The organism is Pseudomonas sp. NFPP04 (assembly GCF_900113815.1).
In the GTDB taxonomy this organism is placed as follows: Bacteria; Pseudomonadota; Gammaproteobacteria; order Pseudomonadales; family Pseudomonadaceae; genus Aquipseudomonas; species Aquipseudomonas extremorientalis.
The window spans coordinates 1-13,534 of record NZ_FOQS01000022.1 but is presented as its reverse complement, the minus strand read 5'-3'; the positions used below and the strand labels follow the sequence as shown (position 1 = coordinate 13,534).

Annotated in this window: 14 protein-coding genes; 2 read left to right on the top strand and 12 right to left on the bottom strand. The window is 58.6% G+C overall.

Annotated elements, in window-relative coordinates; translation table 11 throughout:
* The 12 genes from BM017_RS28545 to BM017_RS28490 form a co-directional block, all read right to left on the bottom strand.
* Positions 1-251, bottom strand: a 251-nt coding sequence (locus tag BM017_RS28545; RefSeq protein WP_139216889.1) for an IS66-like element accessory protein TnpA, incomplete at its 3' end; no start/stop codon positions are given.
* 193 nt (positions 252-444) lie between these two features.
* Complete coding sequence (locus BM017_RS28540; RefSeq protein WP_092250856.1) at positions 445-2,406, bottom strand: DUF7844 domain-containing protein; 1,962 nt, start codon at positions 2,404-2,406, stop codon at positions 445-447.
* Positions 2,403-2,723 carry a DUF2388 domain-containing protein gene (locus tag BM017_RS28535; protein ID WP_058424449.1) on the bottom strand — a complete coding sequence of 107 codons (321 nt, stop codon included), beginning with the start codon at positions 2,721-2,723 and terminating at the stop codon, positions 2,403-2,405. The genes BM017_RS28540 and BM017_RS28535 overlap by 4 nt, the downstream gene beginning before the upstream one ends.
* Before the next feature lie 26 nt (positions 2,724-2,749).
* A complete protein-coding gene (locus BM017_RS28530) occupies positions 2,750-3,058 on the bottom strand; it encodes a DUF2388 domain-containing protein (protein ID WP_092250853.1) in 309 nt (102 codons plus the stop codon).
* Positions 3,059-3,138: 80 nt separating this feature from the next.
* A complete protein-coding gene (locus tag BM017_RS28525) occupies positions 3,139-3,459 on the bottom strand; it encodes a DUF2388 domain-containing protein (protein WP_071490967.1) in 321 nt (106 codons plus the stop codon).
* A 136-nt stretch (positions 3,460-3,595) separates the two neighbouring features.
* Positions 3,596-3,781 (bottom strand): DUF1127 domain-containing protein, encoded by a 186-nt coding sequence (locus BM017_RS28520; RefSeq protein ID WP_092250850.1) that lies wholly within the window; start codon positions 3,779-3,781, stop codon positions 3,596-3,598.
* Positions 3,782-4,044: 263 nt separating this feature from the next.
* Positions 4,045-4,260 carry a DUF1127 domain-containing protein gene (locus tag BM017_RS28515; RefSeq protein ID WP_012721550.1) on the bottom strand — a complete coding sequence of 72 codons (216 nt, stop codon included), beginning with the start codon at positions 4,258-4,260 and terminating at the stop codon, positions 4,045-4,047.
* A gap of 318 nt (positions 4,261-4,578) precedes the next feature.
* A complete protein-coding gene (locus BM017_RS28510; protein ID WP_092250847.1) occupies positions 4,579-6,072 on the bottom strand; it encodes an acetyl-CoA hydrolase/transferase family protein in 1,494 nt (497 codons plus the stop codon).
* Between the two features lie 179 nt (positions 6,073-6,251).
* Positions 6,252-7,688, bottom strand: a complete 1,437-nt coding sequence (locus BM017_RS28505; RefSeq protein ID WP_071490970.1) for an NAD(P)(+) transhydrogenase (Re/Si-specific) subunit beta — start codon at positions 7,686-7,688, stop codon at positions 6,252-6,254.
* Positions 7,688-8,008, bottom strand: coding sequence for an NAD(P) transhydrogenase subunit alpha part 2 (locus tag BM017_RS28500; RefSeq protein ID WP_003220416.1), 321 nt, complete (start codon positions 8,006-8,008; stop codon positions 7,688-7,690). The genes BM017_RS28505 and BM017_RS28500 overlap by 1 nt, the downstream gene beginning before the upstream one ends.
* 15 nt (positions 8,009-8,023) lie before the next feature.
* Complete coding sequence (locus BM017_RS28495) at positions 8,024-9,145, bottom strand: Re/Si-specific NAD(P)(+) transhydrogenase subunit alpha (RefSeq protein WP_092250844.1); 1,122 nt, start codon at positions 9,143-9,145, stop codon at positions 8,024-8,026.
* A gap of 452 nt (positions 9,146-9,597) precedes the next feature.
* Positions 9,598-10,497 carry a LysR family transcriptional regulator gene (locus BM017_RS28490; RefSeq protein ID WP_092250841.1) on the bottom strand — a complete coding sequence of 300 codons (900 nt, stop codon included), beginning with the start codon at positions 10,495-10,497 and terminating at the stop codon, positions 9,598-9,600.
* 158 nt (positions 10,498-10,655) lie between these two features.
* On the opposite strand from BM017_RS28490, the gene BM017_RS28485 reads away from it, so the two are divergent.
* The gene (locus tag BM017_RS28485; RefSeq protein ID WP_003170842.1) at positions 10,656-11,837 is read left to right on the top strand and encodes an acyl-CoA dehydrogenase; all 1,182 of its coding nucleotides are present in this window, start codon (positions 10,656-10,658) and stop codon (positions 11,835-11,837) included.
* Between the two features lie 12 nt (positions 11,838-11,849).
* A complete protein-coding gene (locus BM017_RS28480; RefSeq protein ID WP_092250838.1) occupies positions 11,850-13,070 on the top strand; it encodes a CaiB/BaiF CoA transferase family protein in 1,221 nt (406 codons plus the stop codon).
* The last annotated feature ends 464 nt before the right edge of the window (positions 13,071-13,534 follow it).

Here is a 13,534-nt window from a genome sequence, read left to right as displayed (position 1 = left end):
ATGGTTTGCTCGCCAAATGGCAGCTCGATGATCACCGATGACTCGGCCTGCCTTTTCGGGGCGACCTTTACCGGAACAAACGCCGGCAGGGTTGCGGGTGGCTGGTCTCGAAAAAGTGGCAGCCACTTACGGATCACGTTGGCATTGATGCCGTGACTGATGGCCACGCTGGAAATGGAGGCGCCGGGTTGCAGGCATTCCTGGACAACCTGGGCTTTGAACGACTTGGGGTAAGAGCTTCGTTGGCGCATTTAAGGGCTATCGCGTCCGCTTAAAAATAGGCGGACACCATCGCCCTTAATTTGGGAGGTCGGTAGGTGTGTTCACCGTTCGCTTACGGACTTGCCCCCGATAACAGGGTGCCAGTCACTGCATGCGCAGGCTGACACACCGCTATCGGGGGCAAGCCCCCTCCCACATTTGTCTATATTTTGCTTGAGGTTTTTAGGGCAGTTCGAGGCCGCCGGCGGCTTTGTGCAGCTTGCGCAAGTGTTCGCCCACCAGCTTGAGGTTGGCTTCACAGGCGGCAATCTCGGCTGAGCGGGAAGGCTCCAGCAGTGCCCTCACCTCTTTATCCAGTTCGCCGGTCAGCGATTGCAGCTGCTTCTGGCGCTCGGCGCTTTCCGATTCCAGACGCGTGGCTTCCGAAGGTTGCGGCAAGCCATAGCCGCCGCTGCCGAGCAGTTCCGCCGGGCGACTGAGGAAACCGCTGTTGGCAAGGATCTGTTGCAGCGTGGCATTGGCTTTTTCCATGCCACCGTTTTTCAGCTCGCGGGCGCCGAGGTAGCGTTGTTTGACTTCGTCTTGGGCCAGCATCAACTGCTTGCGAAAGCTCGCCTGCTCCAGCAGCAGCAACGCGGCGCTGGTGCGCAGATCGGCCTGGTCGAACCACTGGCGACGCTCCTCGGCGCTCAGGGATAGCCAGTCTTCGACCTGGGTCTGTTTGATCGGCAGGTGTTTGCGCAGCACGTCGAACATGGCTTGGTAGCGTTCGCGGAAGGAGTCGAAGTGATAACCCAGGCGCAATGCCCTGCGTTTGTCATCCAGCACACTGGTGTCGGCCAGGCCGCGTGCGCTCAGCACCTCGAGCAAGCCATTGGGGGTGATGTTGTCCAGGCCGGTCAATTGCGGGTTGGCGCTGCCGCTGCGTAGCAGTTTCAGGCTTTCCACCGCACAGTTGTTGGAGATGAAGAAGTAGTTGCCGTCGTAGCTCCAATGCATTTCGGCGGCATGCTCGACGGTATCGTTGATTTCCTGGCGGGTCAGTTTCAACGGCACCGAGGCCAGCCCGCGCAGCTCGGTCTTGGTGTATTCATCGATCACTTGCGCCAGCGGCAGCACGAACAGGCGCGAGGGGTACTTGCCGACCAGGCCGTCCCAACTCGACAGCTGTACGTCACCGACGAACGCGCGATAGGAAAGAACCAGATGCTGGTCCAGGTCCAGCCGGCAATCCGGCCCACGCGGGCGCCCCGGTGCGCAGATCACCAGGCGCAGCATGCTGTGGCCCCAACGGCTGACCAGGTTCTGGTTGGCTTCGGCCAGCAGGTAGTCGATCTCGTAGACGCGCTCCGGGTCCACATGCCCCAGCGGTGTCTTGGCAAAATCGTTACCGGCATTTAGGAAGGCGTAGGTGCTGGCGCAGGTGTCTTGTTGCGGCGGGGCCCAGCCGAAGTGTTCCTTGTAATAGCGGAACAGCGCGGGACGGCGGCAGGCGTAGCCAGGGTCGAGGAGGAAATACTCCATGTTGACCGCGACGAACTCCAGCGGGCTGGTGGTTTCGTAAATGTCCGGGCTGCGAGCCACCTGATGGTTGTGCTGTTCACGCTCGCCACGGCGCCCGACGTATTGCGGCCAACCGGCCAGGTCCAGCAGGCGTGGATCATCGCTCAGGGTAAAGCGCCGGCCATTCTGGCCACGGCATTGATCAGGCAGGCCGATCAGGCCGGTGAGGTTGTTCTGGCGGCTGCAGCGATTGATCAGCGTGCGGTCTTCTTTGGACCACAGGCGCGCACGGTCATAGATGTGGGTCAGTTCATGCAGCACCGTGGCGAGCATTTCCCGGCGCACAGTGCCGTGGGGGCGATTGGTTTTCTGGGTGGCGGCGCTACCGTCGGTCAGGCTGGCCAGCAGGTTGCTGTTGAGGTCCAGCTCGGACACGAGTGAGGCTTGCCCGTAGGCGTTCTCGGGCATCTTGTCGGTCCAGCCGACATCAATGCGCCGGTCCAACTGCTCGACAAAGCGTGGCGGCAGGGAACGCATCGCTTCGTCGAGCAACGCCTGGCTGGCCTGTTGTTCAGCCGGGCTCAGGCCTTCGGTCTTGAGTCGCAGCTGCAGGCTGGCCTGGGCTGCGCTGGCGCACAGCAGCACTGCCCCGGCCAGGAGCCAGGCGACGATTCGCCTCACAGTGCGAGGATGGCTTCGGCGAGGGTCTGGTCGCTGGCGTCGCGGGCTTCCGGCAGGCGTGTGCGCAGGGTGTCGAAGGCGGCCTCAAGGTGGGCGCCACGGATCTCGCCATTGCTGGCGACGAAACTGGCGGCGTCATCGTGGGCTTCGCGCACGACTTTGGAGTCGCGGATGGAGGTGGTGGTGTCCGAGGTGAAATCAATGGTGCGGCCGGAGGCGCGAACAATGATGTTACTGGTGGCCACCAGCGTATGCGCCTGGGCGATGTCGGCCAACAACAGCAGGCCCAGGGTGGCAGCAATCAGCGGGCTACGCATGGAATGACTCCAAAAAATAAGGATGATTATTGGACGAGAATTGCCTGCGCCAGTTCAAGGTCGCTGGCGTTAAGTTTTGGTTGGCTGCGGCGCAGATAATCCAGTGCCGACTCCAGCCGCGCGCCCCGCCATTGGCCGTCAGTGGCGATAAACGCAGCGGCGTCATCCTGGGCGGCCATTATCACTTTTCTGTCGAAGGGTGCGGAGGTCACCTTGCTGGTGACATACGCGCTCACGACGGTGCTCTGGGTGGTGAGGTCAAAGGCTGAAGCCATCGGCGACCAAGCGAACGAAAACAACGCAGGGACGATTAAAAGGCGGTATGAAAAAACCATGGCACTCGACAACTGAAAACGAGCGCCAAGGCTAGCGCAATGCCCGGGCGAGAGCCAGCGCTCGGGCGTCCGCCTTGTCGTCAGATGGCCAGGATGGCTTGGGCCAGTTGTGCGTCAGTGGCAGTGTTCAATTGCGGCGCCTGCTGGCGGATCTGGGCCAGGGCGCTTTCCAGCTTCACGCCACGGATGGCGCCTTCGCTGGCGACAAAGCTGGCAGCGTCGTCACGGGCTGCACGCACGACCTTGTTGTCACGTAGAGAGGACGTGGCATCGGAGGTGGCGTCGGAAGTGGCTTTCAGCGCGCCGACGATGGAGTCGGTGGTCACTATGAAGCTGCTCGCGTTGGCGTTGGCAGCCAGGGCCAACAGGGTGGCAGCACTCAGCAGGCGAAGACGGGACATGGGATGACTCCAGTAGATGAACGGATAAGGTGGCGCAGGGCAGCCATTGGGGATCAGACGCCTGTACTACGCGGTTCGCCACGTGGTGACTGGATATTAAGCCGCCGCTTATCCGTTCGGGAAGCGCCTTGACTGCCTAGTCACGCCAGAACGGCTTGGACAGCTCGGCCATTCGGTCGCCCTGGCTGATGCCGACGTCGGAGAGCTCCCGGGTATCAAGCTGCGACAGTTGGCGTCGTTCATAAGCGTGGCGTAGCCATTTAGCCAGGATAGAGGCTGCCTGGCGTGGCAGTCGCTTATAAAGGGGGGGTGACGTATCCATGGTGAGTACCTTTCATGAGGTCTTGGAACACCATGTTGGCTGGCGGCGTCCGACCGATACAGATACACCAATATTAAATTGTACTGCTTAACTGTTATATTTTTTTTAACTGTAGCTATTGCTGCGCTAGGCTTCTGTTTTCCGTTAAAAATCCGAATCCCGGAAACAACAAAGCCCGCCTCCGGTTTCCCGGGGCGGGCTTTGTTTTGACAAATCAGGTTGCTGGCAGTGGACCCGTCAGGTCAGGGCCAGCGAGCGCTGAATCAGCGCCAGAACGGCTTGCTCAGCTCTTCGTAGCGTTGAGCTTCGCTGATACCTGCGTCAGCCAGCAGACGCGAATCCAGACGAGCCAGCTGGTGGCGGCTGGAGATGCGGCGCTGCCACAACATCAGGTTGGCGATAACGCGCAGAGGCAGGGAGGCCTGGGTGTTTACAGCTTTTTCTTCGAAGAACAGTTCGGAACTGAGTGTACGTTCCATGATGACATCCTTCCGCTTGTGGCGGGATTAGGTAGTGGTTTAACTGATGCCAATGATCCTCTTCCGGCGCAACACTCTCTAGATACAGTTCACCTGTATTGTGAGGGGCCAGTTAACTGTTTATAGCTGCTGTACTGTACGTAAATGGGGCAACTGTACCTGTACGCACTGAAATAGTGCGAAATAGGTATTTTCGGTGAGGTTCGTAGGATATTTCGGTAGGAAATGACCGGTACAGCAGTACAGTTTTATCAATAAGTCGGGGCGAATCCATCGAGCTGATGAAACTGTATTTGCATCAGCTCGGATCTGTATCAATCACGCCTTGAGCATGTGCCCGGTTTCTTCCAGGTTGATGTGCCAGCTCAGTGCTTCGCGCAGGATGTGCGGGGTATGCCCGCCGATGGCGCAGGCGGCATCGAAGTAACTGTTGAGGGCATCTCGGTAGGCCGGGTGCACGCAGTTGTCGATGATTACCCTGGCCCGCTCCCGTGGCGCCAGGCCACGCAGGTCGGCCAGGCCAATCTCGGTCACCAGGATGTCGACGTCATGCTCGGTGTGGTCCACGTGGCTGACCATTGGCACCACGCTGGAAATTGCGCCCCCCTTGGCAATCGACTTGGTGACGAAGATCGCCAAGTGCGCATTGCGCGCGAAATCCCCGGAGCCACCAATGCCGTTCATCATCCGTGTACCGCAGACATGGGTGGAGTTGACGTTGCCGTAGATATCGAATTCCAGCGCGGTGTTGATGCCGATAATGCCCAGGCGCCGCACCACTTCAGGGTGGTTGGAGATCTCCTGCGGGCGCAGTACCAGCTTGTCCTTATAGTGTTCCAGGTTGCCGAACACGTCGGCGTTGCGTCGCTCCGACAAGGTGATCGAGCTGCCCGAGGCGAAACTGAGCTTGCCGGCGTCGATCAGGTCGAAGGTCGAATCCTGCAACACTTCCGAATACATGGTCAGGTCTTCGAACGGCGACTCGATCAAGCCGCACATCACCGCGTTGGCAATGTTGCCGATACCGGCCTGCAGCGGGCCGAGCTTGTTGGTCATGCGGCCGGCGTCGACTTCCTGCTTGAGGAAGTTGATCAGGTGATTGGCGATGCCTTGGGTGTCGCTGTCGGGCGGCGTCACCGTGGAGGCGGAGTCGGCCTGGTTGGTGATCACGATGGCGACGATCTTTTCCGGTGGGATCGGGATCGCGGTGCTGCCGATACGGTCATCAACTTTGACCAGCGGGATCGGCGTGCGCGTCGGCCGGTAGGTCGGGATATAGATGTCGTGCAACCCTTCCAGGTTCGGGTTGTGCGCCAGGTTGATTTCGACGATCACCTGTTTGGCAAAAATCGCGAAGCTGGCCGAGTTGCCCACAGACGTGGTGGGCACGATATGCCCTTGTTCAGTGATCGCCACCGCTTCAATCACCGCGATGTCCGGCAACTTGAGTTGGTTGTTGCGCAGTTGTTCGACGGTTTCCGACAAGTGCTGGTCGATGAACATCACTTCACCGGCGTTGATTGCCTTACGCAGGGTGCTGTCGACCTGGAAAGGCATGCGTCGTGACAGTACGCCCGCTTCGGTCAGTTGCTTGTCCAGGTCATTGCCCAGGCTGGCGCCGGTCATCAGGGTGATTTTCAGCGGCGACGTCTTGGCGCGTTCGGCCAGGGCGTGGGGGACGGCCTTGGCTTCACCCGCACGGGTGAAGCCACTCATGCCGACGGTCATGCCGTCCTCGATCAGTGCGGCGGCGTCTGCCGCGCTCATGACCTTGTTCAACAACGAAGGCAAGCGGATGCGATCACGGTACATGGATTCTTATCTCAGGCTGCGGAAGCAAGGTGCGCAGTTTAGTGATTTCAAAAAATTTCGGCCCGCTACCATGGTCGAATGCCAGGCAGCGATTTAGAGCCTTTGGTCGGGTTTCATGCAGTAATAAAAAACCCCAGCCTATCGCAGGCCGGGGTTTCGAGTATTGCGCTGAGGCAGTGTTACTCGACGGCTTTGACCATGTCTTCGATGACCTTCTTGGCATCACCGAAGACCATCATGGTCTTGTCCAGGTAGAACAGTTCGTTATCCAGCCCAGCATAGCCACTGGCCATCGAGCGCTTGTTGACGATGATGGTCTTGGCTTTGAACGCTTCGAGGATCGGCATGCCGGCAATCGGCGAGTTCGGGTCGTTCTTGGCGGCCGGGTTGACCACGTCGTTCGCGCCCAACACCAGCACCACGTCGGCTTGGCCGAACTCGGAGTTGATGTCTTCCATCTCGAACACCTGGTCGTAAGGCACTTCGGCCTCCGCCAACAGGACGTTCATGTGTCCAGGCATGCGGCCTGCCACTGGGTGGATCGCATATTTAACGGTGACGCCGTGGTGGGTCAGCTTCTCGGTCAGTTCTTTGAGCGCGTGTTGCGCCCGCGCCACCGCCAAGCCATAGCCCGGGACGATGATCACGGTGTCGGCGTTGGTCAGCAGGAAGGTCGCATCGTCCGCAGAGCCGGACTTTACCGGACGTGCTTCTTTTGAGCCCGTTGCTGCACCCGCATCCGGCGCATTGCCGAAACCGCCGAGCAGTACGTTAAAGAAGGAACGGTTCATCGCCTTGCACATGATGTAAGACAGGATCGCGCCGCTGGAGCCCACCAGGGAGCCGGCGATGATCAGCATCGAGTTGTTCAGCGAGAAACCGATGCCCGCCGCCGCCCAGCCGGAGTAGCTGTTGAGCATCGAGACAACCACGGGCATGTCCGCGCCGCCAATCGGGATGATGATCAGCACGCCGAGCACGAAGGCCAGGGCCAGCATCAACGCGAAGGCGGTGAGGTTGCCGGTGAACATAAACGCCAAGCCCAGGCCAAGTGTCAGCAGGCCGAGCACCAGGTTCAACTTGTGTTGGCCGCCGAACTGTACCGGTGCACCCTGGAACAGGCGGAACTTGTACTTGCCCGACAGCTTGCCGAACGCAATCACCGAACCGGAGAAGGTGATGGCACCGATGGCTGCGCCAAGAAACAGTTCCAGGCGGTTACCGGCAGGGATCGAATCGCCCAGGTGTTTGACGATGCCCAGTGATTGCGGCTCGACTACGGCGGCAATGGCGATGAACACTGCAGCCAGGCCGATCATGCTGTGCATGAAGGCGACCAGTTCGGGCATCTTGGTCATTTCCACGCGCTTGGCCATGATCGAGCCGGCGGTGCCGCCGATCAGCAGGCCGACAATCACGTAGCCGATACCAGCAGTGGCGAGTTCAGCGCCGAGCTTATAGATGAGGCCCACGGTCGTGAGCACCGCCAGCGCCATGCCAAGCATGCCGAAAAGGTTGCCGCGTCGCGAAGTGGTCGGGTGTGACAGGCCTTTAAGGGCCTGGATAAAGCAGATCGACGCGATCAAGTAGAGCGTCGTAACCAGATTCATGCTCATTACTTAGGCGCCTCTTCTTTTGCTTTCGGGGCTTTCTTTTTGAACATCTCGAGCATGCGGCGCGTCACCAGGAAACCGCCGAACACGTTCACTGCTGCCAAGGCCACGGCCAGGGTGCCCATGGTCTTGCCCAGGGGCGTCACGGTGAGTGCGGCGGCGAGCATGGCGCCGACGATCACAATCGCCGAAATCGCGTTGGTCACCGCCATCAGCGGCGTGTGCAGTGCGGGTGTGACGTTCCAGACCACGTGGTAACCGACATAAATCGCCAGCACAAAGATGATCAGGTTGTAGATACCGGGGGAGATAAGCTCTTCCATCGTCTGAATCCCTGCCTAGGCGTTTTTACGGATGACTTGGCCGTCGCGGCACATCAGGCACGCGGCGACGATGTCGTCTTCGAGGTTGATTTCAAACTGCCCTTCCTTGGTGAAGACCAGCTTCAGGAAGTCCAGCAGGTTGCGCGCATACAAGGCTGACGCGTCGGCAGCGACGGCACCGGCCAGGTTGGTCGGGCCGCAGATGATCACGCCATTTTCCACTACTACTTGGTCGGCGACGGTCAGCGGGCAATTGCCGCCTTGGGCGGCCGCGAGATCGATCACCACGGAGCCGGGCTTCATCTGTGCCACGGTTTCAGCGCTGAGCAACGTCGGAGCTTTACGGCCTGGGATGAGGGCGGTGGTGATGACGATGTCAGCTTGCTTGGCGCGTTCGTGCACAGCCAGGGCCTGGCGTTGCATCCAACTGGTGGGCATCGGGCGAGCGTAACCGCCGACGCCGACGGCGCATTCGCGTTCTTCGTCGGTTTCGTAAGGTACGTCGACGAACTTGGCACCGAGAGACTCGATCTGCTCTTTTACGGCCGGGCGTACGTCGGACGCTTCGATGACGGCACCCAGGCGTTTCGCTGTGGCGATGGCCTGCAAGCCCGCCACACCAGCGCCGAGGATCAGCACGCGAGCAGCCTTGACGGTGCCCGCGGCGGTCATCAGCATCGGCATGAAGCGCGGATAGTGATGAGCGGCGAGCAGTACCGCCTTATAGCCGGCGATGTTGGCCTGGGAGGACAGCACGTCCAGGCTCTGGGCCCGCGAGGTGCGCGGTGCAGCTTCCAAGGCGAAGGCTGTAATACCGCGCTCGGCCAACTTGGCAATGGTTTCGTTGCTGAACGGATTGAGCATGCCGACCAACACGGTGCCACTTTTGATCAGCGTCAGTTCGCTGTCGCTGGGGGCTACCACCTTCAGAATCAGCTCTGCGCCAAACGCATCGTTGGCACTGCCAATGGTCGCGCCTGCCGTTTCATACGCACTGTCGACGATGCTGGCCTTGATGCCTGCTCCGCTTTGTACAGTGACCTTATGGCCCTGGCCGATCAGCTTCTTGATGGTTTCCGGGGTGGCAGCCACCCGCGTTTCACCGGTATGGGTTTCGAGAGGAACACCAATGTGCACGTCAAATCTCCTGCATGATCTTTTTGCTTTTGATCTTTTTGTAAAAAGGCCAGTGCACCGCGAGTGGCGCAACTGGGGCGGCCGATCAGCACGATCCCGCTGAAATGACAGCGGGGCGCGGCATTTTGCAGGCGAACTTTACGGCCTTCAAGGGATTATGACGGGTGACGAAAAATTAACTACAAGTCACCCTGTGACTGATTGTCGCAATGCACTGAATTAAGCTGTTCAAATACATAGGCTTAAAGGGTTTCGCACGCTTTTACAATATTTTTGCATGGTTGGTGTGAATGGTCGGCCATTGGCTTGCAATAGTCGCTATAAGCCACGTAATTAATGGCTTTCAGCTGTATTTTTACCTTTGAGATACGGTCTGTTTAAATGCGACATATATATACATCTGTAGGACTGTAAGTTGATTGACTACAAAGTCAGCAATGCTGTTTTAGCCTTTAAACATTGGGGCTGTAGCGTTGCGACTGGTCGATGAGCCAGTCTCTGAACGCGTGCAACGAAGCGGATTCGATTTTTCTGTCGGGAATCATCAGGTAATAAGCCTTCGTACTGCTCAGCGCCTCGGGGCTTGCTATCACCAATTGGCCATCGTTCAGTTCACGCTGGATAAGGAACGGGGGGATCAGCGCGATCCCCATGTCATGCATGGCCGCTTGGGACAACATCGAGAATAGCTCGTAACGGGGGCCTGTCATGTCGCGTGGGATGTTCAGATGTTGGGCGTTGAACCATTGGCGCCAGGCGTAGGGTCGTGTGGTTTGCTGCAGAAGCGGCAGTTCTGCAATCGCCTGGGCGCTGAACTGCGCACGGTCACCCAATAGTCGAGGGCTGCATACGGGTACAGGATTTTCGCCCATCAGCCGGTGGGATTCGGTACCGGACCAGTCGGCGTCGCCAAAGTAGATGGCGGCGTCGAACTCTGTGTCGGCAAACAGGAAAGGTCGGGTTCGATTCGTGAGGTTGACCGTGACCTCGGGGTGCTGGCGTTGGAAATCCTTGAGGCGAGGTATCAACCATTGAGTGCCAAACGTCGGGACTACGGCCAGTTCGATGGTGTTGGCGCCCTGCTGGCCCATGACGGAAAGCGTATCGCGCTCCACCGCATCCAGTTGCGTCGCCACGCGACGGCTATACGACAGCCCCGCCTCTGTCAGCTTTACCCCGCGCCGTGAACGGCGAAACAGCTCGACACTTAAAAACTCCTCGAGACTGGCGATCTGTCGACAGATAGCGCCTTGAGTGATCGAAAGCTCCTGCGCAGCCTTGGTGAAGCTCTCGTGGCGGGCTGCCGCTTCAAAACTGACCAAAGCGGTGGTACTGGGAATTTTCCTGCGCATATACCGTGTCCTCACTTGCTAAGGCGCATATACGCCATTTTTGGCTGCTTCGAAGTGAGAAATTAGCACAACCCTATGCGGAAACCTCGTTTGCCCTACGCGCATGGCGGGCCTACGCTGGCTCCACGACTTCCGATTTCTTCCGCGAGGGCTTATTCATGGCTGGCAAGGCAAGCTTCAACTGGATCGATCCACTGCTGCTGGATCAGCAGCTCACCGAAGAAGAGCGCATGGTGCGCGACAGTGCTGAGCAATTTGCTCAGGACAAGTTGGCGCCGCGTGTGCTCGAGGCCTTCCGCCATGAAAAGACAGACCCTGCGATTTTCCGCGAGATGGGCGAGACGGGCCTGCTCGGCGCGATGATTCCCGAGCAGTACGGTGGCAGTGGCTTGAATTACGTCAGCTATGGGTTGATCGCACGCGAAGTGGAACGTGTTGACTCGGGCTATCGTTCGATGATGAGTGTGCAGTCGTCACTGGTCATGGTGCCGATCAATGAATTCGGCACTGAGGCGCAGAAGCAGAAGTACCTGCCCAAGTTGGCCTCTGGCGAGTGGATCGGTTGTTTTGGTCTGACAGAGCCTAACCACGGTTCCGACCCGGGGGCGATGATTACTCGCGCCCGCAAGGTGGAAGGTGGCTACAGCCTGACGGGCGCAAAGATGTGGATCACCAATAGCCCGATCGCGGATGTGTTTGTTGTGTGGGGCAAGGACGATGCCGGCGATATCCGTGGCTTTGTCCTGGAGAAAGGCTGGAAGGGCTTGAGCGCTCCGGCGATTCACGGCAAGGTCGGGCTGCGCGCCTCCATCACCGGTGAAATCGTGATGGACAATGTGTTCGTGCCGGAAGAGAACATCTTTCCGGATGTGCGTGGCTTGAAGGGGCCTTTCACATGCTTGAACTCTGCACGCTATGGCATCTCCTGGGGGGCGTTGGGGGCTGCCGAGTTTTGCTGGCATACCGCTCGCCAATACACGCTTGATCGCCATCAGTTCGGCCGTCCACTGGCGGCAACTCAGTTGATCCAGAAGAAGCTGGCAGACATGCAGACCGAGATTACTCTGGCTCTGCAGGGTTGCCTGCGTCTGGGGCGCATGAAGGATGAAGGCACGGCGGCGGTTGAGATCACTTCGATCATGAAGCGTAACTCGTGCGGCAAATCCCTGGACATTGCACGGATGGCCCGGGATATGTTGGGTGGCAATGGGATTTCCGATGAGTTCGGAGTGGCGCGTCATCTGGTCAACCTCGAGGTGGTCAACACCTACGAGGGCACTCATGACGTGCATGCCTTGATTCTGGGGCGTGCGCAAACCGGTCTTCAGGCGTTCTATTAATAGGAGCACGGCATGGGCGCGCTTTCGCACCTGCGGGTGCTGGATTTATCTCGAGTACTGGCGGGCCCCTGGGCCGGGCAGATCCTTGCGGACCTTGGGGCTGAGGTGATCAAGGTCGAGCGGCCGGGTAGCGGCGACGATACGCGCGCCTGGGGGCCACCCTTCCTCAAGGATGCCTATGGTGAGAGCACCAGTGAGGCGGCGTATTACCTGTCGGCCAATCGCAATAAGGAGTCGGTGACAATTGACTTCACGCGGCCGGAGGGGCAGGCGCTGGTGCGTGAGCTGGCGGCCAAGTCGGACATCCTGATCGAGAACTTCAAGGTGGGTGGTCTCGCGGCTTACGGGCTGGACTATGAATCGCTCAAGGAGATCAACCCGGAGCTGATCTACTGCTCGATTACGGGGTTTGGGCAAACAGGGCCCTATGCGGCGCGTGCTGGTTATGACTTCATGATTCAGGGCTTGGGCGGGCTTATGAGTCTGACTGGCCGTCCAGAGGGGGAAGAGGGGGCTGGGCCGGTGAAGGTTGGCGTAGCGCTGACGGACATTCTCACGGGGCTTTACTCGACCGTGGCGATACTGGCGGCACTGGCTCATCGGGATCATGACGGTGGCGGGCAACATATCGATATGGCATTGCTGGATGTACAGGTGGCATGCCTGGCCAACCAGGCGATGAATTACCTGACGACAGGTGTGCCACCAAAGCGCCTGGGGAACGCCCATCCGAATATCGTGCCTTATCAGGACTTTCCCACAGCCGATGGCGACTTCATCCTGACGGTGGGTAATGACGGGCAGTTCCGCAAGTTTGCCGAAGTGGCTGGGCAGCCACAGTGGGCAGATGATCCACGCTTTTCTACTAATAAGGTGCGGGTGGCCAATCGGGCAGAGCTGATTCCTCTGATACGTCAGGCTACGGTGTTCAAGACGACGGCGCAGTGGGTCTCGCAGCTGGAGCGGGTGGGGGTGCCTTGTGGGCCTATCAATGACCTGGCGCAGGTGTTTGCCGATCCTCAGGTGAAGGCGCGTGGGCTGGCGATGGCGCTGCCTCATTCGTTGGCAGGGATGGTGCCTCAGGTTGCCAGCCCGATACGGTTGTCCAAGACGCCGGTGGAGTATCGTAGTGCGCCTCCTCTGCTGGGAGAGCATACGGCCAAGGTGCTTCAGGAAGTATTGGGGCTGGGGGTGGCGAATGTGGTCGCATTGAAGGCTGCGGGCGTCATCTGAATTCTTTCTTCTATATAGAGAGCATTAGCGGCGCTTTATTGGTGGTTTTTTAATCAACTCTAACTAATTGATAGAAAAGCAAAATTAAGGGTTGACGGCAGATCCTGGAAGTCTATAATTCGCCCCACTTCCGGCGCAGTCGAAACGGAAAACTCCTTGGTAAACAAAGAGTTATGCAGAATTCGACAGCGACTTGCTTCAGTTCATCGAAGCCCAGAAGCAGTTGATAGGGCAGTGTTGTCTGGCTCTATTAACGTTTCGATCTTCTCGGTCGAAAGCGGAGAAAAAGAGGTGTTGACAGCAGCGTGTAACGCTGTAGAATTCGCCTCCCGCTAACGAGAGATCGGAAGCGCAAGTGGTTGAAGTTGTTGAAGAAATCTTCGAAAACTTCTGAAAATAATCACTTGACAGCAAATGAGGCTGCTGTAGAATGCGCGCCTCGGTTGAGATGAAAGATCTTAACC

Excerpts from the sequence above, each read along its gene's own strand:
- BM017_RS28535 (WP_058424449.1), bottom strand. The coding sequence starts at position 2,723 with ATGCGTAGCCCGCTGATTGCTGCCACCCTGGGCCTGCTGTTGTTGGCC.
- BM017_RS28530 (WP_092250853.1), bottom strand. The coding sequence starts at position 3,058 with ATGGTTTTTTCATACCGCCTTTTAATCGTCCCTGCGTTGTTTTCGTTC.
- BM017_RS28525 (WP_071490967.1), bottom strand. The coding sequence starts at position 3,459 with ATGTCCCGTCTTCGCCTGCTGAGTGCTGCCACCCTGTTGGCCCTGGCT.
- BM017_RS28520 (WP_092250850.1), bottom strand. The coding sequence starts at position 3,781 with ATGGATACGTCACCCCCCCTTTATAAGCGACTGCCACGCCAGGCAGCC.
- BM017_RS28515 (WP_012721550.1), bottom strand. The coding sequence starts at position 4,260 with ATGGAACGTACACTCAGTTCCGAACTGTTCTTCGAAGAAAAAGCTGTA.
- BM017_RS28510 (WP_092250847.1), bottom strand. The coding sequence starts at position 6,072 with ATGTACCGTGATCGCATCCGCTTGCCTTCGTTGTTGAACAAGGTCATG.
- BM017_RS28505 (WP_071490970.1), bottom strand. The coding sequence starts at position 7,688 with ATGAGCATGAATCTGGTTACGACGCTCTACTTGATCGCGTCGATCTGC.
- BM017_RS28500 (WP_003220416.1), bottom strand. The coding sequence starts at position 8,008 with ATGGAAGAGCTTATCTCCCCCGGTATCTACAACCTGATCATCTTTGTG.
- BM017_RS28490 (WP_092250841.1), bottom strand. The coding sequence starts at position 10,497 with ATGCGCAGGAAAATTCCCAGTACCACCGCTTTGGTCAGTTTTGAAGCG.
- BM017_RS28485 (WP_003170842.1), top strand. The coding sequence starts at position 10,656 with ATGGCTGGCAAGGCAAGCTTCAACTGGATCGATCCACTGCTGCTGGAT.
- BM017_RS28480 (WP_092250838.1), top strand. The coding sequence starts at position 11,850 with ATGGGCGCGCTTTCGCACCTGCGGGTGCTGGATTTATCTCGAGTACTG.